At 59.5% G+C, this 23,006-nt stretch carries 34 protein-coding genes and 1 tRNA gene; 22 read left to right on the forward strand and 13 right to left on the reverse strand.

The genetic code is table 11. The annotated features are described in order from the left end of the window. The first annotated feature begins 73 nt into the window (after positions 1-73). The 7 genes from hemE (at position 74) to Q3Y53_RS05755 (ending at position 3,962) form a co-directional block, all read left to right on the forward strand. On the forward strand, positions 74-1,132 hold the full coding sequence (gene hemE / locus Q3Y53_RS05725; RefSeq protein ID WP_226425454.1) for a uroporphyrinogen decarboxylase: 1,059 nt from the start codon (positions 74-76) through the stop codon (positions 1,130-1,132). Then, positions 1,129-2,148 (forward strand): NAD(P)-dependent oxidoreductase, encoded by a 1,020-nt coding sequence (locus Q3Y53_RS05730; protein ID WP_303533895.1) that lies wholly within the window; start codon positions 1,129-1,131, stop codon positions 2,146-2,148. The genes hemE and Q3Y53_RS05730 overlap by 4 nt, the downstream gene beginning before the upstream one ends. A gap of 7 nt (positions 2,149-2,155) precedes the next feature. Next, positions 2,156-2,515 carry a plastocyanin gene (gene petE / locus Q3Y53_RS05735; protein ID WP_226425458.1) on the forward strand — a complete coding sequence of 120 codons (360 nt, stop codon included), beginning with the start codon at positions 2,156-2,158 and terminating at the stop codon, positions 2,513-2,515. Positions 2,516-2,646: 131 nt separating this feature from the next. Beyond that, positions 2,647-3,015, forward strand: coding sequence for a c-type cytochrome (locus Q3Y53_RS05740; RefSeq protein WP_226425460.1), 369 nt, complete (start codon positions 2,647-2,649; stop codon positions 3,013-3,015). Further along, positions 3,012-3,269 carry a Nif11-like leader peptide family natural product precursor gene (locus tag Q3Y53_RS05745; RefSeq protein ID WP_303533901.1) on the forward strand — a complete coding sequence of 86 codons (258 nt, stop codon included), beginning with the start codon at positions 3,012-3,014 and terminating at the stop codon, positions 3,267-3,269. Before Q3Y53_RS05740 ends, Q3Y53_RS05745 begins: the two co-directional genes overlap by 4 nt. Continuing rightward, the gene (locus tag Q3Y53_RS05750) at positions 3,269-3,664 is read left to right on the forward strand and encodes a hypothetical protein (RefSeq protein ID WP_226425463.1); all 396 of its coding nucleotides are present in this window, start codon (positions 3,269-3,271) and stop codon (positions 3,662-3,664) included. The genes Q3Y53_RS05745 and Q3Y53_RS05750 overlap by 1 nt, the downstream gene beginning before the upstream one ends. Before the next feature lie 19 nt (positions 3,665-3,683). Beyond that, positions 3,684-3,962, forward strand: coding sequence for a hypothetical protein (locus Q3Y53_RS05755; RefSeq protein WP_226425465.1), 279 nt, complete (start codon positions 3,684-3,686; stop codon positions 3,960-3,962). 12 nt (positions 3,963-3,974) lie between these two features. Here the strand turns inward: Q3Y53_RS05755 and Q3Y53_RS05760 are convergent, their stop codons facing one another. Further along, on the reverse strand, positions 3,975-4,172 hold the full coding sequence (locus Q3Y53_RS05760) for a hypothetical protein (protein ID WP_226425467.1): 198 nt from the start codon (positions 4,170-4,172) through the stop codon (positions 3,975-3,977). Between the two features lie 143 nt (positions 4,173-4,315). Between Q3Y53_RS05760 and clpB the strand changes: the two genes are divergently transcribed. Next, positions 4,316-6,904: an ATP-dependent chaperone ClpB gene (clpB, locus tag Q3Y53_RS05765; protein WP_226425469.1), complete on the forward strand. Its 2,589-nt coding sequence runs from the start codon at positions 4,316-4,318 to the stop codon at positions 6,902-6,904. On the opposite strand, the gene Q3Y53_RS05770 is transcribed toward clpB, so the two are convergent. Further along, positions 6,890-7,366, reverse strand: a complete 477-nt coding sequence (locus tag Q3Y53_RS05770) for a 6-carboxytetrahydropterin synthase (protein ID WP_226425471.1) — start codon at positions 7,364-7,366, stop codon at positions 6,890-6,892. The genes clpB and Q3Y53_RS05770 overlap by 15 nt on opposite strands. A gap of 67 nt (positions 7,367-7,433) precedes the next feature. Here Q3Y53_RS05770 and hisIE point away from each other — a divergent pair, with 67 nt between their 5' ends. Next, the gene (gene hisIE, locus Q3Y53_RS05775) at positions 7,434-8,102 is read left to right on the forward strand and encodes a bifunctional phosphoribosyl-AMP cyclohydrolase/phosphoribosyl-ATP diphosphatase HisIE (protein ID WP_303533910.1); all 669 of its coding nucleotides are present in this window, start codon (positions 7,434-7,436) and stop codon (positions 8,100-8,102) included. On the opposite strand, the gene Q3Y53_RS05780 is transcribed toward hisIE, so the two are convergent. From Q3Y53_RS05780 to Q3Y53_RS05790, 3 genes are read right to left on the reverse strand one after another with little or no spacing between them, the layout of a single operon-like run. Continuing rightward, positions 8,099-8,755: a L,D-transpeptidase gene (locus tag Q3Y53_RS05780; protein ID WP_303533913.1), complete on the reverse strand. Its 657-nt coding sequence runs from the start codon at positions 8,753-8,755 to the stop codon at positions 8,099-8,101. The two genes, hisIE and Q3Y53_RS05780, sit on opposite strands and share 4 nt — an antisense overlap. 46 nt (positions 8,756-8,801) lie before the next feature. Then, complete coding sequence (locus Q3Y53_RS05785) at positions 8,802-9,467, reverse strand: peptidase (RefSeq protein WP_226425477.1); 666 nt, start codon at positions 9,465-9,467, stop codon at positions 8,802-8,804. After that, positions 9,467-9,958: a DUF2214 family protein gene (locus Q3Y53_RS05790; protein ID WP_226425478.1), complete on the reverse strand. Its 492-nt coding sequence runs from the start codon at positions 9,956-9,958 to the stop codon at positions 9,467-9,469. Before Q3Y53_RS05790 ends, Q3Y53_RS05785 begins: the two co-directional genes overlap by 1 nt. Before the next feature lie 180 nt (positions 9,959-10,138). Between Q3Y53_RS05790 and Q3Y53_RS05795 the strand changes: the two genes are divergently transcribed. From Q3Y53_RS05795 to Q3Y53_RS05815, 5 genes are all read left to right on the forward strand, one after another. Beyond that, positions 10,139-11,065, forward strand: a complete 927-nt coding sequence (locus Q3Y53_RS05795; RefSeq protein ID WP_303533919.1) for a sigma-70 family RNA polymerase sigma factor — start codon at positions 10,139-10,141, stop codon at positions 11,063-11,065. A 67-nt stretch (positions 11,066-11,132) separates the two neighbouring features. Next, a complete protein-coding gene (locus Q3Y53_RS05800) occupies positions 11,133-11,498 on the forward strand; it encodes a YkvA family protein (protein WP_226425480.1) in 366 nt (121 codons plus the stop codon). A gap of 24 nt (positions 11,499-11,522) precedes the next feature. Beyond that, positions 11,523-11,843, forward strand: coding sequence for a hypothetical protein (locus tag Q3Y53_RS05805; RefSeq protein ID WP_226425481.1), 321 nt, complete (start codon positions 11,523-11,525; stop codon positions 11,841-11,843). Positions 11,844-11,883: 40 nt separating this feature from the next. Further along, positions 11,884-12,126, forward strand: coding sequence for a hypothetical protein (locus tag Q3Y53_RS05810; RefSeq protein WP_226425482.1), 243 nt, complete (start codon positions 11,884-11,886; stop codon positions 12,124-12,126). A 5-nt stretch (positions 12,127-12,131) separates the two neighbouring features. Further along, on the forward strand, positions 12,132-12,626 hold the full coding sequence (locus Q3Y53_RS05815) for a phosphate-starvation-inducible PsiE family protein (protein ID WP_226425483.1): 495 nt from the start codon (positions 12,132-12,134) through the stop codon (positions 12,624-12,626). A 475-nt stretch (positions 12,627-13,101) separates the two neighbouring features. On the opposite strand, the gene Q3Y53_RS05820 is transcribed toward Q3Y53_RS05815, so the two are convergent. After that, on the reverse strand, positions 13,102-13,632 hold the full coding sequence (locus Q3Y53_RS05820; protein ID WP_303533924.1) for a Nif11 domain/cupin domain-containing protein: 531 nt from the start codon (positions 13,630-13,632) through the stop codon (positions 13,102-13,104). A 90-nt stretch (positions 13,633-13,722) separates the two neighbouring features. On the opposite strand from Q3Y53_RS05820, the gene Q3Y53_RS05825 reads away from it, so the two are divergent. Both Q3Y53_RS05825 and Q3Y53_RS05830 read left to right on the forward strand, forming a co-directional pair. Further along, complete coding sequence (locus Q3Y53_RS05825; protein WP_226425485.1) at positions 13,723-13,956, forward strand: DUF3136 domain-containing protein; 234 nt, start codon at positions 13,723-13,725, stop codon at positions 13,954-13,956. 19 nt (positions 13,957-13,975) lie between these two features. Further along, entirely contained in the window at positions 13,976-14,332 is a 357-nt protein-coding gene (locus Q3Y53_RS05830; protein WP_226425487.1) for a c-type cytochrome, read from the forward strand. Here the strand turns inward: Q3Y53_RS05830 and Q3Y53_RS05835 are convergent. Beyond that, positions 14,308-14,577 (reverse strand): YciI family protein, encoded by a 270-nt coding sequence (locus Q3Y53_RS05835; protein ID WP_226425489.1) that lies wholly within the window; start codon positions 14,575-14,577, stop codon positions 14,308-14,310. The genes Q3Y53_RS05830 and Q3Y53_RS05835 overlap by 25 nt on opposite strands. A gap of 98 nt (positions 14,578-14,675) precedes the next feature. Between Q3Y53_RS05835 and Q3Y53_RS05840 the strand changes: the two genes are divergently transcribed. Further along, positions 14,676-15,047, forward strand: coding sequence for an AbrB family transcriptional regulator (locus Q3Y53_RS05840; protein WP_226425491.1), 372 nt, complete (start codon positions 14,676-14,678; stop codon positions 15,045-15,047). 72 nt (positions 15,048-15,119) lie between these two features. Here Q3Y53_RS05840 and trpA read toward each other — a convergent pair whose 3' ends face one another. From trpA to Q3Y53_RS05855, 3 genes are read right to left on the reverse strand one after another with little or no spacing between them, the layout of a single operon-like run. Continuing rightward, a complete protein-coding gene (gene trpA / locus Q3Y53_RS05845; RefSeq protein WP_226425691.1) occupies positions 15,120-15,935 on the reverse strand; it encodes a tryptophan synthase subunit alpha in 816 nt (271 codons plus the stop codon). A 34-nt stretch (positions 15,936-15,969) separates the two neighbouring features. Next, on the reverse strand, positions 15,970-16,326 hold the full coding sequence (locus Q3Y53_RS05850; protein ID WP_303533931.1) for a DUF3007 family protein: 357 nt from the start codon (positions 16,324-16,326) through the stop codon (positions 15,970-15,972). 1 nt (position 16,327) lies between these two features. Then, positions 16,328-16,579, reverse strand: coding sequence for an NAD(P)H-quinone oxidoreductase subunit L (locus tag Q3Y53_RS05855; protein WP_303533932.1), 252 nt, complete (start codon positions 16,577-16,579; stop codon positions 16,328-16,330). Between the two features lie 39 nt (positions 16,580-16,618). Here Q3Y53_RS05855 and Q3Y53_RS05860 point away from each other — a divergent pair. Beyond that, positions 16,619-16,707, forward strand: a tRNA-Leu gene (locus tag Q3Y53_RS05860). A 7-nt stretch (positions 16,708-16,714) separates the two neighbouring features. Here the strand turns inward: Q3Y53_RS05860 and Q3Y53_RS05865 are convergent. The 3 genes from Q3Y53_RS05865 to Q3Y53_RS05875 are packed head-to-tail and all read right to left on the reverse strand — an operon-like array spanning position 16,715 to position 19,680. After that, positions 16,715-17,017 (reverse strand): thioredoxin family protein, encoded by a 303-nt coding sequence (locus tag Q3Y53_RS05865; RefSeq protein WP_025362365.1) that lies wholly within the window; start codon positions 17,015-17,017, stop codon positions 16,715-16,717. Beyond that, the gene (pyrC, locus tag Q3Y53_RS05870; RefSeq protein WP_303533938.1) at positions 16,992-18,038 is read right to left on the reverse strand and encodes a dihydroorotase; all 1,047 of its coding nucleotides are present in this window, start codon (positions 18,036-18,038) and stop codon (positions 16,992-16,994) included. The genes Q3Y53_RS05865 and pyrC overlap by 26 nt, the downstream gene beginning before the upstream one ends. Further along, positions 18,031-19,680, reverse strand: coding sequence for a SulP family inorganic anion transporter (locus Q3Y53_RS05875; protein ID WP_226425497.1), 1,650 nt, complete (start codon positions 19,678-19,680; stop codon positions 18,031-18,033). The genes pyrC and Q3Y53_RS05875 overlap by 8 nt, the downstream gene beginning before the upstream one ends. An 80-nt stretch (positions 19,681-19,760) precedes the next feature. On the opposite strand from Q3Y53_RS05875, the gene Q3Y53_RS05880 reads away from it, so the two are divergent. From Q3Y53_RS05880 to Q3Y53_RS05895, 4 genes are all read left to right on the forward strand, one after another. Then, the gene (locus Q3Y53_RS05880) at positions 19,761-20,846 is read left to right on the forward strand and encodes a calcium/sodium antiporter (RefSeq protein WP_303533942.1); all 1,086 of its coding nucleotides are present in this window, start codon (positions 19,761-19,763) and stop codon (positions 20,844-20,846) included. Positions 20,847-20,956: 110 nt separating this feature from the next. Continuing rightward, complete coding sequence (locus Q3Y53_RS05885) at positions 20,957-21,457, forward strand: DUF2231 domain-containing protein (RefSeq protein WP_303533945.1); 501 nt, start codon at positions 20,957-20,959, stop codon at positions 21,455-21,457. Further along, positions 21,454-22,074 (forward strand): DUF2231 domain-containing protein, encoded by a 621-nt coding sequence (locus tag Q3Y53_RS05890; protein ID WP_303533947.1) that lies wholly within the window; start codon positions 21,454-21,456, stop codon positions 22,072-22,074. The genes Q3Y53_RS05885 and Q3Y53_RS05890 overlap by 4 nt, the downstream gene beginning before the upstream one ends. Then, entirely contained in the window at positions 22,071-23,006 is a 936-nt protein-coding gene (locus Q3Y53_RS05895; RefSeq protein ID WP_303533949.1) for a cytochrome c oxidase subunit II, read from the forward strand. Before Q3Y53_RS05890 ends, Q3Y53_RS05895 begins: the two co-directional genes overlap by 4 nt.

The raw sequence follows: 23,006 nt of genomic DNA on the forward strand, positions 1-23,006 counted from the left end.
ATGACAAAGAGGGGGTAAAGCTCTAGCCAAGGCCTGGATTCGGGTAGGTTTTCGGCTGACCTGACCGGGCTTGATGAGCGACTCTTTACCCCTGCTCCTGCGTGCTGCGCGAGGTGAATCGGTGGAGCGTCCTCCGGTGTGGATGATGCGCCAAGCCGGTCGCTACATGAAGATCTACCGGGATCTACGGGACAAGTACCCCAGCTTCCGTGAGCGTTCCGAAAACCCCGATCTCTCCTATGAGATCTCCATGCAGCCGTTTCACGCCTTCAAGCCCGATGGCGTGATCCTGTTCTCGGACATCCTCACGCCCCTGCCGGGGATGGGAATTGAATTCGACATCATCGAGAGCAAAGGCCCCCAGATCGGCGATCCAATCCGGAGCATGGCCCAGGTGGATGCTCTGCGCCCGCTGAACCCAGCCGAATCAATGCCTTTTGTGGGTGAGGTGCTGGGTCGTCTCCGACAAAGCGTTGGCAACGAAGCAGCTGTCCTCGGATTCGTTGGTGCCCCCTGGACCCTGGCTGCCTACGTGGTGGAGGGCAAGAGCAGCAAGAACTACGCGGTGATCAAGGCCATGGCCTTCCGCGAACCCGAGATCCTGCACAAGCTGCTCGACCACTTTGCAGAGTCGATCGCCAATTACCTGCGTTATCAGATTGATTCCGGCGCCCAGGTGGTGCAAATGTTTGATTCCTGGGCTGGTCAACTAAGCCCGGCGGACTACGACACCTTCGCTGCGCCCTATCAGAAAAAGGTGGTGGATCTGGTCAAGCAGACGCACCCCGACACCCCCTTCATCCTCTATATCTCCGGCAGTGCCGGCGTGATCGAGCGGATGGCCAACACTGGTGTTGACATCATTTCTCTGGATTGGACCGTGGACATGGCTGAAGCCCTGGCACGTCTGCCGGAGCACATCGGTGTTCAGGGCAATGTGGATCCCGGCCTTCTGTTCGGCACCCCGGAGGCGATTGAGGCCCGCATCGATGACTGCGTGCGCAAGGCCCGCGGCCGGAAGCACATCCTCAACCTCGGCCACGGAATCCTTCCGGGTACTCCGGAAGAGAACGGTGAAGCCTTCTTCCGGTCCGGCAAGAGCGTGATGGACCGTCTCGGGGCTGTCGTTTGACCCGCATCCTGGTGACCGGCGCCAGTGGATGCGTCGGTCAGTACATCTCCCGATGGCTGCTGGACCACTCCGATGCGGAGCTGCTGCTCTGGCTGAGGGACCCCGCCAAACTCACCGCTGTTCCAGCAGACCATCCTCGTATCCGCCTTTTGGTGGGGGACCTGCGGGACACCGACCGTTTTGCCCAGGAGCTGGCATCGGTGAACCGGGTAATTCACACCGCCACTGCCTGGGGTGACCCCGAGCGGGCCGAGCAGGTGAATGTGGTGGCGGTGAAACGGATGCTGGCTCTTCTGGATCCCAGCAAGCTGGAGCAGATCATTTATTTCTCAACGGCCAGCGTGCTCGATCGGCACCTGCGCCCCCTGCCTGAAGCGCTGGCCTACGGCACGGAATACATCCAAACCAAGGCTCGCTGCCTCAGGGATCTTGAGCAGCACCCCCTGGCCAGCAAAATCGTCGCGGTGTTTCCCACCTTGGTATTCGGCGGACGGGTTGACGGCACCAGCCCCTTCCCCACCAGTTACCTCACCGAGGGTTTGGCTGAAGCCAGCCGTTGGCTCTGGCTGGCCCGTTGGCTTCGGGTGGATGCGAGCTTCCACTTCATCCATGCCGAAGACATCGCCCGCATCTGTGGTCTGTTGGCCACACGCCCCCATGAACCGAACCGTGAACCCGGGCAAGGCGCCCTGCGCCGAGTGGTGATGGGGCAACCAGCGATCTCGGTGAACGACACCGTGAAAACGCTCTGCCGATGGCGTGGTGTGGCCCGAACCCCTGGCATTCCTCTCTGGCCATGGCTGATCGAGACGCTGATCCACGTTCTGCCAATCGAAGTGAATGCCTGGGACCGGTTCAGCATTCGACAACGCCACTTCATTCACGACCCGGTGACGCAGCCGGAACGTTTCGGTGGCAGCAGTCATGCCCCTGACTTGGCAACAGTTCTTAGCGATTCCGGCCTACCCAATCGCGGAACCCCTAGACCCGCGCGTAAGGTCTTTGCATCGACCTAGCACTTTCATGCGCTCCGTGATCCGCACCATTGCAGCTGCTTGCTGCGCATTCCTGATGCTGATCGGCCTCAACGTCGGCAGTGCTCAAGCCGCCACCGTTGAAGTGAAGCTCGGCACCGACGGCGGCATGCTCGCCTTTGAGCCCGCCACTGTGAACATCAAGGCTGGCGACACCGTCAAGTTCGTCAACAACAAACTGGCTCCTCACAACGCTGTTTTCGAGGGCCACGATGAGTACAGCCATTCCGATCTCGCCTTCAACCCCGGCGAAGCTTGGGAAGAAACCTTCGCTACCGCTGGCACCTACGACTTCTACTGCGAGCCCCACCGTGGTGCTGGCATGGTCGGCAAAGTGATCGTTGAGTGATACCAGGATTTCTCACGAAATCACCGGAAACCTCAAACTCAACTCATAACCCTGAGCTGTGTATCAACCACAGCTCAGGGTTCTTTTTTTGTTGGCAACGATGGATACCTTGGGGCATTGAAGGGGTTGCGATGGCACGCGTATCAGGTCTGATCCTGACGTTGCTGTTGATCGTTGGCGCGGCAGGTCTGCTGTCTGCGCCGGCAATGGCGGTCGACGGCGCTGCTTTGGAGCGAGGCGAGCAGATTTTCAACAGCAACTGTGCGGCTTGTCACATGGGGGGCGGCAATGTGATCCGCGCCAACCGAACACTGAAAATCAGCGACTTGAACAACCATGTGGAGGCCTACTCCAGTTCCCCGCTGGAGGCCCTGGAGCATGAGATCGAGGATGGGCTAAACGCCATGCCCAGCTATGCCGACAAACTGAGTGAAGAGGACATCATTGCGGTGGCCACCTATGTCGAACAACGGGCCGAATTGGGCTGGTCCAGGCGATGAGTCGTGAAGCTCTTCGAGATTTTCTGCGGGCTGTGGAGCATCACCAGGGCTTGCGGCGCGAGGCGGCCCAATGCAGTAATGACGATCAACTGTTAGCCCTGGCACGCCGCCATGGGTTCAATGTGATCCAGCGGGATCTTTGCGACGACGCCCGGGAATCAGCCATCACCCGCTGGTTCGAAACCAGCCGGATCCAGCACTCTTTCCAACCAACACCCTCTCAATCACCACCGTCTCAATCACCACAGTCCTGATGGCCGTTGTCACCCTGCTAAGTGATTTCATCGACGGCACCAGCATGGCCCTGGCAGAAGACACCGATGCCGCCGATCTGAACGCCTTCATGACCGCCAATCAAGGCCGGCTCTGGGCGAGCGTGCAGCAGCGCCGGCGGCAGCGACGACAAACGATCGAACGGCGTGGTCCGGGAACGGTTTACTTTGCCGCGGACACCCCAGGAGCTGCGGCCGTGGAGCGTTATCTCAGCAGTGACACGGGCTCAGCAGAGGAAGCTGCAGCGATGCAGGCCATGAAGACCGCTGGGGTGGAGATCGCCCCCCATGTGGGGGCAGACCGTGAACGCGATGCCCTGCTCAACGGCCAATTGAGAGGCCTGACGGCCCAGGCCAAGGCCGAGGGTTTTGGTTGAACCCATGGGCGATGCAGCGATGACACTCCCTGACAACCCGCTTGGCCTCCATAGTTTTGACGCACTGGTCGAATGGACCGTTTCCTATCTCCACTTCAAACATGCCCTGGAGGTGATTGCCTTCACCCCAGAGACCGCCACGCCTTATCTCAATCGCTTCAGCGAGTTCAGCATCCGCTACGCCACTGAGATGAAAAAGCAGGACATCCTGGAGGCCCGCCTTCCCAAAGAGATGCGGGAGACCATCGAAGCCGAAAACTCTCACCGTGCTCTTCTGCGTGAACTGCTCAACGGCTGATTAAGCCGCGGACTAGGCCTGCTTGGCCGCCTGCAACACAGCCAGATAGAGGTCCTCGTCGATTTCCCGGATGTCGTACTCCGTGGGTTTCACCCCGTGGTGGTGCTCATGCACCACCATCCAACAGCTGCGTTCCAGCTCACCGCCAGCCGTTGCAGCGAGGGCCAAGCCCTGCTGCACGAGGGAATCCACCAGCGGCTGATCAGGCATTGGCATCAAAAGTTCGGCAAACTCTAAAAAGACGCCCCGGTTTGCCGCCCCCTGGCGTGAGGACCGATCCAAAGGCTTCGGTTTGCCCCCACTGAAGACGGAACAAGCCCCATACGGTGAACCCAGTTTGAAACGCATCCGAGATGCAACCCACGGCGGAACAGTTCACTGAACAAGCCTGGGCCGCCATCGTCGCCGCCCAGCAACTGGCGCAGAGCGCCAAGCATCAGCAACTTGAAACGGAGCATCTGCTGCTTGCGCTGTTGCAGCAGAACGGTCTGGCTGGACGCATTCTCAGCAAAGCAGGGGTCGACGTTGGCACGTTCCAGGCGGCCGTCGACAGCCATCTAAGGCAGCAGCCCAGTCTTGGCTCTCCACCGGAATCCGTTTTTCTGGGACGATCGCTCAACAGCTGCCTGGATCGAGCCGAAACAGCCCGCGATGGATTCAGTGACAGCTACATCGCCATCGAACATCTGTTGCTGGCCTTGGCCGACGATGACCGCTGCGGCAGGCAACTGCTCAGCCAGGCGGGCGTTGACACCAGCAAACTCAAAGAAGCCATTACAGCTGTGCGAGGCAACCAGACGGTGACCGATCAGAACCCGGAAGGGACCTATGAATCGCTTGAGAAGTACGGACGGGACCTGACGGCAGCAGCCCGTGAAGGCAAGCTGGACCCTGTGATCGGTCGCGACGAAGAGATCCGGCGCACCATCCAAATCCTCAGCCGGCGCACCAAAAACAACCCCGTGCTGATCGGCGAACCAGGAGTCGGAAAGACCGCCATTGTTGAAGGTCTTGCGCAGCGAATCGTGAATGGCGATGTGCCCCAGGCCTTGCAGAACCGTCAGCTGATCGCCCTCGACATGGGTGCCCTGATCGCCGGTGCGAAATACCGCGGTGAGTTCGAGGAGCGGCTCAAAGCTGTGCTCAAAGAGGTCACCTCCTCGGAAGGCCAGATCGTGCTGTTCATCGATGAAATCCACACGGTGGTAGGCGCTGGAGCCACCGGTGGAGCGATGGATGCCAGCAATCTGCTCAAGCCGATGCTGGCCCGGGGGGAACTGCGCTGCATTGGCGCAACCACCCTCGACGAGCACCGCCAGCACATCGAAAAAGACCCTGCTCTAGAGCGACGCTTCCAGCAGGTGCTGGTGGATCAACCCACTGTGGAAGACACGATTTCAATCCTGCGGGGTCTGAAAGAGCGTTACGAGGTGCACCACGGCGTCCGCATCGCCGACAGTGCCCTGGTGGCGGCGGCTGTTTTGAGCAGCCGCTACATCGCCGACCGCTTTCTGCCCGACAAGGCAATCGATCTGGTGGATGAATCAGCCGCTCGCCTGAAGATGGAGATCACCTCCAAACCGGAGGAGATCGATGAAATCGATCGCAAGATTCTGCAGCTGGAGATGGAGAAGCTCTCCCTCGGCCGTGAATCCGACAGTGCCAGTCAAGAACGGCTGCAACGGATCGAACGGGAGCTAGCGGACCTGGGCGAACAGCAAAGTTCCCTGAATGCCCAATGGCAGCAGGAGAAAGGCGCAATCGATGAGCTGTCGTCGCTCAAAGAGGAGATCGAACGGGTGCAGCTGCAGGTGGAACAGGCCAAACGCAGCTACGACCTCAACAAAGCGGCGGAACTGGAATACGGCACCCTGGCCTCGCTGCAGAAGCAGTTGCTCGAGCAGGAAGCCCAAATCGCCTCAGAGGAGCCTGGCGAGAAAGGCTTGCTGCGGGAGGAGGTGAGTGAAGACGACATCGCCGAGGTGATCGCCAAGTGGACCGGAATCCCTGTGGCGCGGCTGGTGCAGAGCGAAATGGAAAAGCTGCTGCAGCTAGAGGATGACCTGCATCAGCGGGTGATCGGCCAGCACCAGGCCGTTACCGCCGTCGCGGATGCAATTCAACGGTCCAGGGCTGGTCTGAGCGATCCGAACCGCCCCATCGCCAGCTTCCTGTTTCTCGGCCCCACCGGTGTCGGCAAGACGGAACTCTCCAAAGCGCTCGCCAACCGGCTGTTCGACAGCGATGACGCCATGGTGCGCATCGACATGTCGGAGTACATGGAGAAGCACACCGTGAGCCGTTTGATCGGTGCGCCTCCCGGCTACGTGGGATATGAGGCTGGTGGCCAGCTCACCGAAGCGGTACGCCGTCGGCCCTACGCCGTGATCCTGTTCGACGAGGTGGAGAAAGCCCACCCGGATGTCTTCAACGTGATGCTGCAGATCCTCGATGACGGTCGCGTCACCGATGGGCAGGGCCGCACCGTGGACTTCACCAACACCGTGCTGATTCTCACCAGCAACATCGGCAGCCAGTCGATCCTTGAGCTGGCCGGCGATCCCGAGCAGCATGGAGCGATGGAAAGCCGGGTGAATGAAGCTCTCCGGGCCCACTTCCGGCCGGAATTCCTCAATCGCCTCGACGATCAGATCATTTTCCACAGCCTCAGGCGGGAGGAACTGCGCCAGATCGTCACCCTCCAGGTGGAACGTCTGCGCCAACGGCTGGCTGAGCGCAAGCTGGAGCTCAGCCTGAGTGATGGGGCCGCCGACTGGCTCGCCAACGCCGGATATGACCCCGTCTACGGGGCACGACCGCTCAAACGGGCTGTGCAACGCGAACTGGAGACACCCATTGCCAAGGCGATCCTGGCGGGTCGTTACAGCGAGGGGCAAGCGATCAGCGTGGAGCTGGAATCGGACGCGTTAGCCCTGCGCTGAAAACCAAGAGGGAACCGCGCTGTACGTGGCCGCATTACTGCTGTTCTCCCTCGCCTCCACGGCGTAGCAACAGGTGCGACCACCATCCCGCTCCTGCAGCAGCTCGTTGGCCCAGGTCCAGATCAAGGCCGCCGTGGCCTCCATGCCCACGTTTTCCATCACACGGAGATCAATGGCCTCGAGATCGTGCAGCCGCTGCCATTCCGCCAGCAGTGGATCGTCGACATTGACCAGAAAGGTGTGGTCGAACTGCTGCCGCAAGCGTTGTTCGAAGGGGCGAAGGCTGGAGAAATCAACAACAAAACCACAGGCATCCAGCTCCGTTGCGGCGAACCAGAGGTTGAAACTGCGGCTGTACCCATGCACGAAGCGGCAATGGCCTTGGTGGCGCCACTGCCGGTGACAGCAGGGATAGCCGCTGAAGGCTTTGGTGCAGCTGTAGGGGGTCGGAGAAACGAGCAAGGGGTGAAAACACGGAATGGAGCACGCTGCGGGAAGATTCAGGCGTTGCCCGAATGTCCGAGGCCTGATGCAGCCCCTCAGCCCCGCCTTCATTGACCAACTCCGTTTTAACGAAGCGGGGCTGATTCCAGCTGTGGCCCAGGACTGGCTGGACGGTGCTGTGCTGATGGTGGCCTGGATGAACCGGGACGCGATTGAAGCAACCCTGCGCAGCGGTGAGGTGCATTACTGGAGCCGTTCACGCCAGGAGCTTTGGCACAAGGGGGGCACCAGCGGCCACATCCAGACGATGCGGGAGATCCGCTACGACTGTGATGCCGACGTGCTGCTGGTGACCGTGGAGCAGGCAGGGGATGTGGCCTGCCACACCGGTTCCCGCAGCTGTTTTTACGAAAACAGCGATGCTCGATCTGCAGGAGGAGCAGAGGCTTTAGCTCCGCCAACGGATGCCTGCACCGAATTGTTCAGGGTGATCGAGGGGAGACGCGAGCAACCGGAGGAAGACAGTTACACCAACAAGCTGCTGGCGGGGGGAGACAACAGCATCCTCAAGAAAATCGGGGAGGAGAGTGCTGAATTCGTGATGGCCTGCAAAGACGACAACGCCGCCGAGATCGCCGGGGAGGCTGCAGACATCGTCTTCCACATGCAGGTGGCCTTGGCCCACCACGGCGTGAGCTGGCGACAGGTGCAGGAAGTGCTGGCAGCGCGACGGGGTGCCCCGCGCCGGCACTAAGGCAGGCAGGGGCTGTCGCTGCTGATCACCACTTCATCGCCAAGCTCCACGGTGTCCAACAACACCCCCATGGTGAGTCGACCGGTGTTGATGCAACCGCCAGTCACCGCTTTGCCGATCCTGGACTCATCATTGGTGCCATGAATGGCGAAGCTGTACCAGCGGAAGACACCGTCGTAGGTGTTGAAGCGAAAGGGCTGATCTGTGGCCGGCACAGGAGCCAGGCTGATGTAACCGATGCCGTATTCACCGGTTTCTCCATCACCTTTGAAGTCGATGGAGTTCATGTTGGTGAAGAGGCTCTCGCGCAACTCCTCCTCTGTTTTTCCAGATTGCTCCACCAGGGAGGGATCCATCTCGAAGCGGTCGTTGCTGAGGATCGCGTTGACCTGAAACGTACCTAGCGGCGTAACACCCTCTTCAAAGATGGTGCCTTCACAACCGATGCCATGGCGACCATGGCCAACGGTGAAACGCAACGGACCCTCAGCACGATCCAACACACCTTCACTAGCTGCTGGATTGCTGCCGTCTAGCTGGATCCGAATCGGTTCCCGAACCTGTGGGTCCTGCTGGGGCAGGCTGTTGTTGGAACGACAGCCCACCAGGCTCACCAGCAGGCCGGCCAGCGCCAGAGAACGAATCAGGTTCATGGATCGACCACGACTGCCGGCAGCATGCCGCGCCCGAATGGTGACGTCACTCAGGTGATTCGGATTCGGCCGGTTCGTTGGGCCTTCGAAACGTCGAACCGAAACGGGTGGTCTGCTCCATCACCCAGGCCAACGTGAGGCGATCCCGCTCCGATGGCACCAACACCGGACGTTCACCTTGGCTAATCGCCATGACATCGGTGGGCTCAGAACTGTGGCCCCAGAGCCCGAAGGCGTGGCCCAGTTCGTGCAGGGCCGTGGCCTGCAATGCATCAGCCCGAAGCCCTGGTGACACCATCACCTTCACCCGGGGCTCAAGCCTTCGGCGGCCCTGCCGCTGCACGTCCACAACCTGAAGTTGTGTGCGTCCGTTGCTGGCCCGCCACACCCCAGCCACCTGGCGACGGGCCGGACGCTGCCGATGAATCAAGACGTTGGCCTGTTCAGGACTGGTCACCAGCGTGAGAGGAACCAGTGCGCCCCAGGTGGTCAGCGCCGAGGAGACCTGATCAAGCCAGCGTTGGTCCCAACGGTTGGCCGGTGTGGCAGAAGCGGGCTGAATCCAGATGCACCAGTGCTTCAACACCGGCGGGCCCAAAGAGGTGCTGGCGATGGACGAGGCATAGCCCGGCCGCAGGCCTGGAGCCTGGCGTTCCAAAGCCACCTGCAACGTTCGAACCTGCTGTTGTGGAGGACAGAGCTCGGGCTGCATCAGGAGGCGGGAAGACCAACACCACGGGCCATCAGGGTCGCCATCAAGGGGATGCTGGCGAAGCCCACCAATTCAACGTTGATGATCCAAGCCAGACGGGTCGCGAGAGCTTCGCTCACCTTCGGCAGCTCACCCTTGCGCAGCGGAATCGCCCAGAGGATGTAGGTGATCGTGGGGTAAAGCGACAGACCCCCTACCGAGAGGTACAAGCCAACCTTCCACCAGAACAACGGATTCTGGGTGTAAAACTCAGCTCCCTGGCCGAAGTGGATCACCCGCAGGATTCCACTCACGAGAAGAGCCAGGGCAGCGATGCCATAAACGATGTCGGTGATCACCATCGCCGTGGCTTCCTGGCGATTGGGATCAGCTTTGATCAGCTTCCGCTCCAGCACCAGGGCGCCAAAACAGAGCATGAAACTGAGGTAGTGAACGTAGGCAACGCCAGCGTTTTTGGCGATGTCGGACGTGAGAGCGACGGCCAGGGGCATGGGCGAAGCAGAGGAAGGTGCGGCGACCTTAGCCACCCAATTGAATTAACAATGAAAGATTCACTTCATCAACAAGAAGAAAGAGTGAAATAGCGCACAAAGTATTAATTCGGGAGTCTTTATTATGACCACCAGAAAAAAACACTTTGGTTCTAGGTTCAATTCAGCCGTATCGCCATCATGACGAGTTCTCTGAGTGCTTTTCTCGGCGAAATTGGTCGCCATCAACTGCTCACTCCAGAGCAGGAACTCATGATGGGGAGAAAGGTTCAGGCGATGGTCGCCATCACAGAACGCTGTCATCTGGCTGGCGGCAGTGGCCCAGCCTGTGAGTACAGCGATGAAGAAAAAGGTGTGATTCGCCGTGGCGAACGGGCCAAAAATCAGATGATTACGTCCAACCTTCGTCTTGTTGTCAATCTAGCCAAGCGTTATCAGGGCAAAGGTCTGGATCTGCTCGATCTGATTCAGGAGGGAACCCTGGGCCTGACCCGTGCCGTCGAGAAATACGACCCCACCCGCGGCCATCGTTTCTCCACCTATGCCTACTGGTGGATTCGGCAGGGCCTGAACCGAGCGCTCTCCACCCAAAGCCGCACGATTCGCATTCCCGTGAATGTGAACGAAAAGCTCACCAAATTGCGGGCCGCCAAGGCACGCTTGATGCAGCGAAACGGCCTCAGCCCCAGCGGTGAACAACTGGCGGAGTTCATGGAGATCCCCATCGCTGAGGTGGAAGATCTGCTGGCCTGTGAACTGCGCAGCGTCACCGTGAGCCTGCAGGGTGTTGTGAAATCAAAATCGGATCCCTCCGAGCTGGTGGATGTGCTGCCCAGCGAGGAGCTACCGCCGATGGAACGGGCCGAGATCGATGAACGCACCGCATCGGTCTGGTCCTTGCTGGCCAAAGCCAATCTCACCCCGAAAGAACACACCGTCGTAACCCTGCGCTTTGGGCTGGATGGCACCAACGAATGGCGCACTCTCGCTGAAGTGGCTCGCCATATGAACTGTTCACGGGAGTATTGCCGTCAGGTGGTGCAGCGGGCCCTGCGCAAACTGCGCAAGACGGGACTTCAGAGCGGACTCGTGGAATCCACACCCTGAACATCGGCCCGCCCCGCTGGCGTCCTGCGAAGGAACTGGGGAGAGTGGGTCCAACCGGTTCCCTTGCATGACTGACCATGCTGCGCGTACCACCGTTGAAGCCGACGTGCTTGAACGGGAGGTGATCGACGAAACCCTGCTGCGGCGCCTGTTGCAACGGGCCGGCAGAGGTCTTGCCGCCCCAGCCCTGGAAGCCCTGGAGTTGATGCTTGACCCCGAGACACCCTCAGCCGCACGGCTGACGATGCTCGCTGCCCTGAGCTACCTCCTGATGCCAGCCGACCTGATTCCAGACCTGCTGCCGGTGGCCGGTTTCAGTGATGATCTGGTGGCGCTTACGGCCATGGTTGGTTTGTGGAGCAATCACGTCACTCCAGCAATCCGGATGCGGGCTCGACGCAAACTGGATCGCTGGTTTCCCCTGGCGCACTGAATCGCTGAACTAAATCGCTGATCAATGTCTGGCTGGACCCCTGAATTTGAAGCGGATCTCACTCTGCTGCTGAAGGACTGGTTGAAGCAGCAAGGGCGCACACAGGCCGACCTGCGCCGAAACTTGCGCGCTGTGTCGACCCGAATGCCCGCTCTGCTTGAGGTGCTGGAGCGAGAACACAAACTGCGTGGACTGGCTGGACTGGCTGATCGGCTTTGCAGCGTTGAAGCCGAATGGCATGGCCAGCCCTCAAGCGACAGTGCCGGTGTCGCAACAGCCGATGACGATCCGTTCGGCCAACTTGATCTTCTTTTGCAGGAAATTCGAGACGACTGCACCGATTAGGGGCCGACACGGGCAAAGTGGTGGCTCAGACATCGCCGCGATGACGCCCACTCAACTCCTCAGCGCCTCTTTTCTGTTGATGATGTCGGTGTTCAGCGGTTCCTCGGCCTTTGCGCAAACCGAGGGGTGGCTGCGGGGACCGGGCAGCACCACAGGAAAAGACAGCAAAATTGAAGCCGATTGCGTCACGGCAGAAGACGGCTCGGTCACCTGCGACACCAAGGTGGTCAACCCGGCCAGCGACACCAAAGCTCGCCCTTACTACAACCCCTTCAACGACTGAACCCCGTGAGTGAACCCACTCGTTCCAAGAGAAGTTTCCTCGGTTTCGTTGATGCTGGTGAGCGTGAAGTCGCCCGACTGCTCACCCTGATCACGGCTGTGGTGATCAGCGCCGCCATCATCAAGCTGATGATTTCCTTGGGCTCCAAGTTGCTGACTGGGTCAGCTGCAACGTGGTTGGGTGATGACCTGATCAAGATCCTCGGCGATCTCCTCACCGTTTTGATCGCACTGGAGGTGCTGCAAAACATCACCAGTTACCTCAGGCGCCACGTGGTGCAGATCGAACTTGTTCTGGTCACCGCGCTGACGGCAGTTGCTCGAAAGGTGATCGTGTTGCCCTCGGGCGCTGAAAACAAACCCCAACTTCTGGTAGGCCTTGGCATCGCAGTCGTCTCACTTTCAGCCGCTTACTGGTTGGTGAAGCGTGCCAATGCCACTCCCTCCCGTAAGCGACTGGGACGGGGAGGATCAGCCACCAAGCTTGATTTCCCAGACTGAGGTTTGACGAGTCGAAAGGAAGGCCGCCCTTCCAGGTGGAAAGACGGCCTAACTCGCTCGTTTGCGCATAGCAATCGACCTCAACTTCAGTGTCTGATGCCTTGGAAAATCTTCTCCAGCAATGGAACTGAGACAGGAAGGTCGAAGCGTCTGGCTCAAGGCACCCTGGGGCCATCGGGTCCAGGTGTGAAGCGGCTCTCCTGCGGGGCACCTACGAACGATGCTGAGGGGAGTCGACTGGCTGGACGCTCTTCGTTGTCGCGCCAGACGAATCGCTTACGAATGGGTGGAAACTGTTGGAGCAGGGGCCAGAAAGTCAGTCTGCTTCTGGGGTTTGCTCAGGTGGAGTGTCTGCCGTCATGGGCTCCTCCGATCTCGATGCACTCACTCTCGTCAGCGATGAAGCCGGCGGCAATCAGCTGTCGTGCTCATTGCCTTTTTGGGCAAGTCCAACCCATGGTGGGAGTGGTGTGCCTCAGCGGGCTGAAGTGGCATCCCAGTGCAAGGCAAGCCAGAGGGTTCCAGGATCGGGATCCGTGCGCTCAACCCTGTGGCGTTGATGGGGCGGAATCAAAAGATGATCCCCAGGGCTGAGATCCACAATTCGATCGGGGTTCTGCAGGGCAACACAGGCGCTTCCCCGCAACACAAGCACCCATTCGTGATCGGACTGGTCCATCCATTCGTCATGAGGTGACAGGTAGTCGTTGGATGCAATCAGCAGCAATCTCCACGTCTCGGCAGACGCCAACACCCGCGTTGATTCTTCACCGGGAGGAGGGCACGGGGTCGCCAGCAGGTTGGCTTCTCCACCCGGCGCGTGGTCACGCTCACCCCAGCGCCGACCGATGTTGAAGCCCCAGGATTGGGCCAACTGAACGACCTGGTTGTGATCAGCACAAGCCGCCAGCTGATCACGGCTGCTGGAGTCGTTCTGCACACGCTCCGCAAGGAGCTGAAGTTGGGAAATCTTGTTGAGGAAACGGATCAGATCCTGCTCCGCCATGGGGACCACCACACAGCTTCAACAGTGATCCTGACAACAGACCAAATCAGAGATGGACGCAAAAGTCAGAAGATCCTGACCTTCTGTTTCATGCCGTCTGCAACCAAGGCACTCACCATCGGAGATCTGGAAGCTGGATTCTCGACCTACTGCCAGGCCCTTCGTCGCCTTGTTGCCGATGGACGCGACCTCAACGCCATTCGCCGGACGGTCTGCTGGGATTACCTCAACAGGTTGCACACCTCGCTTCCGAAGGACTACCGCTCTCCCGACGAACTGATCCAGCGGTACCAAAAGGAAGCATCACCTGCTCAAGCAGACTGATCAAAGCCACACCATCCTTGTGCTGAGCCAAGTCCTGCGCTGCTGCATTGGTGCGTTTCTAGTTCTGCTGCTGAGCCTTGGATCGAGCGGAACATCGCGTGCAGCCGCGGCGGACACCAGCCCCGGCGCTCTGTTGTTCGAACAGCATTGCGCTGGATGCCACATCAACGGGGGCAACATCATTCGCCGTGGGAAAAACCTGAAGCTCAAGACCCTCGAGCGTGATGAGATTGCAACGGCGACGGCCATCGCAGCCATCGCCCGGGAAGGGCGAGGCCAGATGAGCGGTTATGCCGACGTTCTTGGGACTGATGGGGACCAGCTCGTGGCCGAATGGATTCTCATCCAGGCTCAGAACGCTTGGACCCAGGGATAAACCTCGAGCGCCGTCCAAATCCTCTGCTTCCAATAGATGTCGTCCTCAACCAGCTTGCGAACAACGTCGATGTTGTCTGCTTCGAAGATTCCGAAAACGTGGGTACTTCCTTCGGTGGGACCAAGTGTGACCAGCGTCCCCTGCTCTTTCAGAGCCTGAAGACGAGCAAGGTGCTCATCACGATAAGGAGCACGCTTCTCAAGAGCATCCGTGCAGTAAGTGCCCCACAAGACGAAACGTGCCATAGCGAAGGATGAAACAACGAAGAACTTTTCAGTGAAAAATGATGGCATAACGACTTGAACAAAGGCTATGTTGTAAAGGTTGATTTCTCTCGAAAGCGATGCTCACTGGGAGCGACCTTCTCAATAAAGTCAAAGACCTGGGTGACGTCAGCAAGTCTGATCTTGTTCGTGCCTGTGGCTATGTCTCAAACAAAAAGGATGGTGCTGAACGTCTGAATTTCACCGCTTTTTATGAAGCACTGCTGGAGGCCAAAGGCGTCAGCCTTGGTGTAGGTGGTGTTGGCGGCGTGGGCAAAGGCGGCCGCAAACTCAGCTATGTGGCCACTGTGCAAGGCAACGGCAATCTGCTCATCGGCAAGGCCTATACAGCGCTGCTCGACCTGAAGCCTGGAGATGAATTTGAAATCAAACTGGGTCGCAAACAAATCCGTCTAACACCTGTAGGTGCCACTGACGAAGACGAAGAGTGATTGAACCTTTGAAAGCAGTGCAACCCCGGCCAAAGCCGGGGTTTTTTCATGGCTTGACCCGGATGGCAGCCACTAGGGCTGATCGGCGGCGGCACGCAACTCAGCGCAAAAACGACCAGCTTCCTGAGCAATCTCTCCTGGCGATGCTGCAGCCATCCTTTTCACAAGTGCGCTGCCCACAATCGCTCCATCGGCACCCCAGCCCCGAACCTGACGTACCTGCTCCGCACCAGAGATCCCGAAACCAACAGCAACAGGAACCGGCGAGGTTTGTTTGAGTTGCTGGACCAAACCTTCAACCCTGCTTTCCATCTGAGCTCGCTCGCCGGTGACACCGGTGACACTCACCAGGTAAGTGAAACCTCGGCTGCATGTCGCAATCCGACCCATCCGATCTTGGGGGGTGGTAGGTGCAACCAAGAGCACCAAATCCAAGCCATGACGCTCTGCGATTGTCGACAACCGCTCCGCCTCTTCGAGGGGTAGATCAGGCACCACCAAACCCGCCGCTCCAGCCTCCGCTGCAGACTGGCAAAACGCCTCCATCCCCACATTGAGCAGTGGATTGGAATACGTGAACAGGATCACGGGAATCTGCAGCTGCCCTTTCAACGACCGAAGCATGTCCAGAACACCCGTAGGGGTGGTTCCGGCAGCAAGGGCACGGGAAGCAGCAGCCTGAATGACCGGCCCGTCAGCGAGTGGGTCGCTATACGGCATTCCCAGTTCCACCATGTCAGCCCCTGCGCTTTGCAGACTGAGGAGCACATCAGCGGTGACTGCGAGATCCGGATCGCCGGCCATCAGGAATGGCATCAAGGCGAGGCGACCGTCCTGCTTCAGCTGCTCAAAGCGCTGGGCGATGGAAGAGGACTGCTGATTGGGCATCTCGGTCAACCGACCAGGAACAAACTTCGGAAGCCTATGAGTCGACGGGGGCATCACCGTCAGTGGGAACCGAAGCATCCGCTCCAATCTTGCGCAGCAGTTCCTGCTGTTCCACCTCGGGGAGAGCGTCAAAACGGGCTTGAAGCGCCTCAGCTTCCTCTTTGTCGTAGACCTCGCGGTAGCGACGCCGCTGGTCCATGTAGGTCATCTGGCCGGTGACCACACGAAACAGGTAGGAACTTGTCCACACCACCACAATCACAACAAGCAGGGCCTCAGCAGCAATCCCTGCCGAAAACCCCTCAAAGCCTGCAGCCTGAAAGCCGACCTGCCCAAGCCCTCCAAGCAGGAGGACTGCAAGTCCGATCAGAAGAACCTTGCCACGCGTCAATTCAGACGTCTCCTTGCCCGCTCAGCCGGAAATTGAGGAAGGGGGCAAACAGGATCATCCCCGGGAAAAAGAAGAAGACCATTCCATAGATCCCCAGACGCTCCAGCTTGCCCATGCGATGCCAACGCTTGTTCATCCACGCGTAGAGGGCGAGTGGAATCACAACGAGATACAGGCCGCCCAGAACGATGTAGGCCAACAGAGCCAACAACGTGTCCTGTGGGACTTGAGAAAGCAGGGACGATAGGTCCAAGACTTGGGGACAGCTTGGGGAAATCTAAGATGTCTGGGCGGGGGCATGGCGGAATCGGTAGACGCACGCGACTTAAAATCGCTTGGGCCGAAAGGCCTGTGGGGGTTCAAGTCCCCCTGCCCCCACCACCCGCCATCAAGACGGCAGCAACTCGGCGAGCTTGGTGCGGAAATCTCCCTTGGGCATGCCGCCCTTCAGTTCTCCTTCGATCGAAAAATCTCCATCAGGATCGTTTACCAGCAGATAGGTGGGCCAGCCCATCCCCTCCTTGTTGGGGTATTGCTTGAGAAGGATCTTCCGGTATTTCCGATACATCTCCGTGTCCTGCAGCATCACAGAGATGAAGCTGCAGCCGAGTTCCTCAGCCACCTTGCCGTCGTAGTGACTCATGCGGTGACAGGTGCCGCAATCTTCAGAGCTGAACTTGATCAGATGCATCGGCGACGGCCCAAGACAAGATCTCTCCAGCATGGAAAGGAACCAGCCCATTCACAAGTTCCGGCACAAGATGGTCACGACGTTGCAACGTGATCTGACGGCTGTTGACCGGAAGGTTGTAGAAGGCCGGCCCATTCAGACTGGCGAAGGTTTCGAGATTGGCCAGAGCGCCTTCCTCATCAAAAACCTGGGCATAGCTCTCCAAAGCGAAGGGTGCATTGAAGATGCCGGCGCATCCGCAGGCACTTTCCTTGGATGCCCGCTCGTGCGGTGCCGTGTCGGTGCCGAGAAAGAAGCGTGGGTCGCCGCTGGTGGCCGCACGGCGCAGGGCCTGTCGGTGACACTCCCGCTTGGCCACGGGGAGGCAATAAAAATCACTCCGCAAACCGCCAGCAAACATCGCGTTGCGGTTGATGTGGAGATGGTGGGGGGTGATGGTGGCGGCGAGATGACGATCCGCTGAGCTGACGTACTGCACCGCTTGCTCGGTGGTGATGTGCTCGAACACAACCTTCAGCTCGGGGTGGCGGTCCCGCAGCGGTGCCAGATGGCGTTCGATGAACACCGCCTCACGGTCGAAGATGTCGATCTCGCTATCCGTGACTTCACCATGGATCAGCAAGGGCATGCCGATCCGGGCCATCGTTTCCAGCACAGGATCGATCTGCAGCAGATCCGTCACCCCTGCTGCGGAATTGGTGGTGGCGTTGGCGGGATAAAGCTTGGCCGCGGCAAACACGCCCTCTCGAAACCCCGTCTCCAGCTCGGCAGGGGCAATCGAATCCGTGAGATACGCCGTCATCAGGGGCGTGAACTCCAGATCAGCGGGACACGACGCCTGAATGCGGTCGCGGTAAGCCCGTGCAGAAGCGACCGTGGTCACCGGGGGACGCAGGTTGGGCATCACGATGGCCCGCTGAAAACGGCGGGCTGTAAGGGCCACAACCTGGTTCAGCATCTCTCCATCGCGGAGATGAACGTGCCAATCATCTGGAGCGATGATCGAGATCTGATCAGACATTCAGCGGCAAACCGTTCACGGCAAGGCGCAAGGCATCAAGGCGATCACCACTAATGTGGCTTTGGGGGAGCCGTTCCAACAGCTTCAGCTTCTGAAGACGCTTCTCCGTGCTGCCCGTTGCACCTACCAGGAACACTTGACGTCCTTCTTCAATCGCTTCCTTGACGGCATTCTCGAGGGCGATCGCAGCGGTGACCCCCAGGTGTGACACCTCGGAGAGGTCGAAGACCACCGCCTGGCAATTGCCGATGGCGTTGTGCTCGCGCGAGATGGCCTTGGCCACGCCGAAGATCATCGGACCGGCGAGCTGAAACAACAAAACCTTGCCTGAGGCCTGATCCAGCAACATCTGCTCTTCATCGGTCAGCTCCACATCGTCATCGGCGGTGCTGATCGTTTTCACTTTTCTGGACTGCAATGCACTCATCCGATCAATGGTGAGCACATTGGCCACGAAAACACCGATGCCAACTGCAGTGATGAGATCCACCAGCACCGTGAGCGCAATCACGCCGTAGGTGATCACGGCCGCTTTCACCGAGAGATGGTGGGCCCGTTGGAGGAAATCCCAATCGATGATGTCGATGCCCACCTTCAGGGCGATGCCCGCCAGCACAGCGAGGGGAATCGTGGATGCGAGAGGGGCAGCGGCCAGGACGACCACCATCAAAATCACCGCCCGGACAATGCCCGACAGGGCCGATCGTCCACCGGCCTGAATATTGACCACGGTGCCCATGGTGGCTCCCGCTCCAGGCAGTCCTCCAAACACCCCCGAAGCAATGTTGGCCAGTCCCTGGCCCACCAATTCTTTGTTTGAGTTGTGCTCAGTGCGGGTGAGGCTGTCTGCCACAACAGACGTGAGCAGCGCATCGATGCAGCCGAGCATGCCCAGCACAGCTGCATCCACGAACATCAAACGCAGCTGTCCACCCGAAAAGGTGGGCACATGCAGGCTGGGAAGCTCAGCGTTGAACGGCGGAATGGTCTTGAGGCCAGCGTCGTGGAACAAAGTCATCGACAGAACCGTTCCCAACACCAGAGCCAGCAGCTGCGGCGGACAGAAACGCTTCACGCTGGCTGGGGTGAACCAGAGGATCGCAACGGTGATCAAAGCCAGCGCCAGCTCCATCGGCTGAATACCAGCAATCAAGCCCGGCAGGTTGGACAGGGTTCCCATCACCCCGCCCGATACGGTCTGCCCCAGGAAGGCGGGCAGCTGGAGAATCACCAAGATCGCTCCAATCCCCGACATGAAGCCGGAGATCACCGTATAAGGCATCTGTGTGACGTATCGACCCAGACGGAAGACGCCGAAGAGGATTTGGAACAGACCCGCCAGGATGACCACGGTGAAGGCCATGGCCATCGCCGTTTCCTTGTCCGGAGCGGTGGCGGTGAAGCTCAGGATCACCGAGGTGAACACCACCGTCATCGGGCCGGTGGGTTCGGAGATCAAGGTGGGCGTTCCGCCGAAAAGAGACGCCACCAAGCCGATGATCACGGCCCCCCAAAGCCCAGGGGCAGGGTCACCCGTTGCGGCAACCCCGAAGGCCAGGGCCATCGGCAGAGCAATCACCGCGGCGGTCACGCCACCAAAGGCGTCACCCCGCAGGTTGCTGGTGCTGATCCGGTTCAACAAGGTTTCTTATCTATTACCCAGGTGAGAGACCTTAGGTTGATTCCCTTCAAAGCAGAATCCCCGTACACCTGATCTAGCCCATGCCTGAATTTCTCCAGGCCTCGATCCAAGTGCTGCTTGGCATCGGACTGCTGTTCGGTGGCGGAGAGCTGTTCGTTCAGGGTTCCGTCGCCATGGCGGTGATCTTCGGCATCCCCCAGCTCGTGATTGGCCTCACGGTGGTTTCCCTGGGCACCAGCGCACCGGAACTATTCGTGAGTTTGAGTTCGGTGCTGCAGGGGGCTGACGCCCTCGCCGTGAGCAATGTGGTGGGCAGCAACATCTTCAACGTAATGGTGGTGCTGGGCAGCAGCGCCCTTGTGCTGCCCTTGCGCGTCGAAAGCCGTCTTGTGAGGCGCGATGTGCCTCTGATGATTGCGATCTCGGCGGCGGTCTGGGGCATGGCCTCCGCAGGACGGGTCACCTGGCAAGCGGGCCTGGCGTTGCTGCTGGGGCTCGTGATCAACACCATCTGGGAGATCCGCACCGCCCGTGAACAACCGGACGACAGCGGCAGCGCTGAACCCGATATCGAAGAGGACGCGGCGAGCGGCGGTTGGACCCTGGCCATCGTGCGGCTGTTAGCAGGCATCGGCATCCTCACCATCGGATCCAGGGTGCTGGTGAGCGGTGCCACTGCTGCCGCCACCTATCTGGGGGTCAGTGAAGCGGTGATCGGTCTGACGATCGTTTCCGCCGGAACCTCGATGCCGGAATTGATCACTTCCCTGGTGGCCGCCATGCGCGGGCGCACCGATCTGGCCATTGGCAACGTGGTGGGCAGCTGCCTGTTGAACCTGCTGCTGGTGCTGGGCGCTGGAGCCTTGGCTGCCGCTGGCCGTGGCCTGGACGTTAGCCCCGAATTGATTCAGGACGACCTTCCAGTGATGTTGCTCACCAGCCTGGCCTGCATGCCGATCTTCTGGACGCAAGGACGGATCAGCCGACTGGAAGGTGGACTGTTACTGGGGTTGTACATCCTCTACATCGTTGACAACGTTCTTCCCAGAACAACCCTCGCCAGTTGGTCGGACGAGTTCCGGCTGTTGATGCTCTGTTTTGTGCTGCCAGTCGTGATGATCGTGATCATGACCCAGGCCTTGGTGTTCTGGCGCACCAAGACCTAGCTGCATCCGGGTGCGGCCCGTGATGAAACGAATGGAGTTGTATTTCCACATTCGGTGATGACCGTCTGATCCACCGAGGTCATCCTTGGTGGGTGTCGATCGGCTTGCCGATGCTCGACCTGCTTCCACAGCTGAACGACAAAAATCTTCCCTGGCTCGACGTCATCCATCCGATCGTCGTTCACTTCGTGATCGCCATGGCCCTGATCACGGTTGTGTTCGACGTCATTGGTCTAATCAGTGGCAAGAAGAACCTGTTCGAGGTGAGCTTTTGGAACCTGATCGTGGCCACCGTCGCGATCTTCGTGGCCATCATCTTCGGCCAGGTGGAAGCCGGTCTCGCCAATCCCTACGGCGCTTCGCGGGACATCCTTAATCTCCACAGCACCATCGGCTGGTCGCTGGCTGGAGTGCTGGCCCTGCTGACGGGCTGGCGCTACGTGGCGCGGCAAAAAGATCCAGCAAACTTGCCCAGGGGCTTTCTGGTCTTTGACCTCGTGCTGGCGGGGCTCGTGATCACGCAGGTATATCTCGGCGACAAGCTGGTCTGGGTTTACGGACTGCACACGGTCCCCGTGGTTGAAGCCATCCGTCAGGGGGTGGTGTCATGACATGTTTCGCCGCGATCGCATCGCCGATCAACGACATCGCCGACTCCCTCGGCGCCAACAACCTTCCCTACGCGATTCCGCTGCACCCCAACCTGGTGCACCTGACCATCGGCCTGTTTGCCATCGCCATCGCCTTCGACGTGGCCGGTGCGTTCTACCCGCTGGAGAAACGGGTGTTCCGCTACCTAGCCCTACCGGTGACCCGCAGCGGCTTCCATGACGTGGGCTGGTACAACCTCGTCGCCTGCAGCGGCATCAGCTTTTTCACCGTGGCCGCGGGGTTCTACGAAATGCTGCTGGCGGTGCCGTTGCCAGGCATTCGCAGCATCCTCGGCCAAACCGCCATCGACACGATGATCTGGCATGCCATCGGTGGCGTCGCGATCCTGCTGGTGATCGTGGCCATGACCATCTGGCGTGGTTATCAACGCTTTATCTGGCGCAAGGAGCTGGGCCGTCAAGTGAGCTGGCTGTATCTGCTCTGCGGCATCGGCATGCTGCTGGTGATGGGGCTGCACGGAAGCCTGGGGGCCTGGTTGGCCAGTGACTTCGGGGTCCACATCACCGCAGACCAGTTGCTGGCAGCTGGTGCCGATCTAAATGAGGTGCTGCCGTGACCACAACAACACCCAGAAACGGCCCCAACATTGCCGCGATCGTGATCATTGCGATTTCCGTAGCCATCAACCTGGTGATCGCCAAGGCGATTGCCAGCTGGTCCTACAGCTGGTTTCCACCGCAGGCCTCCAGCGCAGCAGCGTACGTCGACGATCTGTTCGCCCTAGAAACCGGCATCGGCTCCTTCATCTTCTTCGGCTGCACCGGCGTGATGGGCTGGGTTCTTCTGTTCAACCGGGCGGGCAAATACGACGAAAGCGACGGAGCACCGATTGAGGGCAACACCAAATTGGAGATCATCTGGACCGTGATCCCACTGCTGCTGGTGTTCGCCATCGCCTTCACGTCAATGAAGGTGAATGAAACCCTGAACGCCCTGGGGCCGAAGCAGAAGTACGCCATCGGCTCCGACACCAGCGCACTGCTCTCGGCCGATCCCTTGGCGCAGGTGGGACCAATCCAGGTCATTGCGCGGCAATGGAGCTGGGAATTTAGATATCCCAGTGGCGTTCGCAGTTCTGAACTGCACCTCCCCATCGATCAAAGGGTCAACCTTCAGCTGCAGTCCGAGGACGTGATTCACAGCTTCTATGTGCCGGCCTTCCGGCTGAAGCAGGACATCGTTCCCGGCAGCCTGATCTCCTACAGCCTCACGCCCACCCGAGAGGGACGCTTCCGCCTGCGCGACGCCATGTTCAGTGGCGCCTACATGTCGGTGAATCAATCGAACGTAATCGTCGAATCAGAGGAGGCGTACGCCGATTGGATGAAGCGTTCGGCCAAGCAAGCCCTGCAACCCGGCTTCGACCCCGGCCGCACGCTTTACGACCGCCGCATCGCCCGCGGTGACAAAGGCTGGGCCACGGTGCCACCGGCTCCTGCCCCGATGGTGAACGACCCCGGCGATCCCTCCATCCCGCACGACGCCTGA

This window comes from Synechococcus sp. YX-04-1, from assembly GCF_030546365.1.
GTDB lineage: Bacteria > Cyanobacteriota > Cyanobacteriia > PCC-6307 > Cyanobiaceae > Parasynechococcus.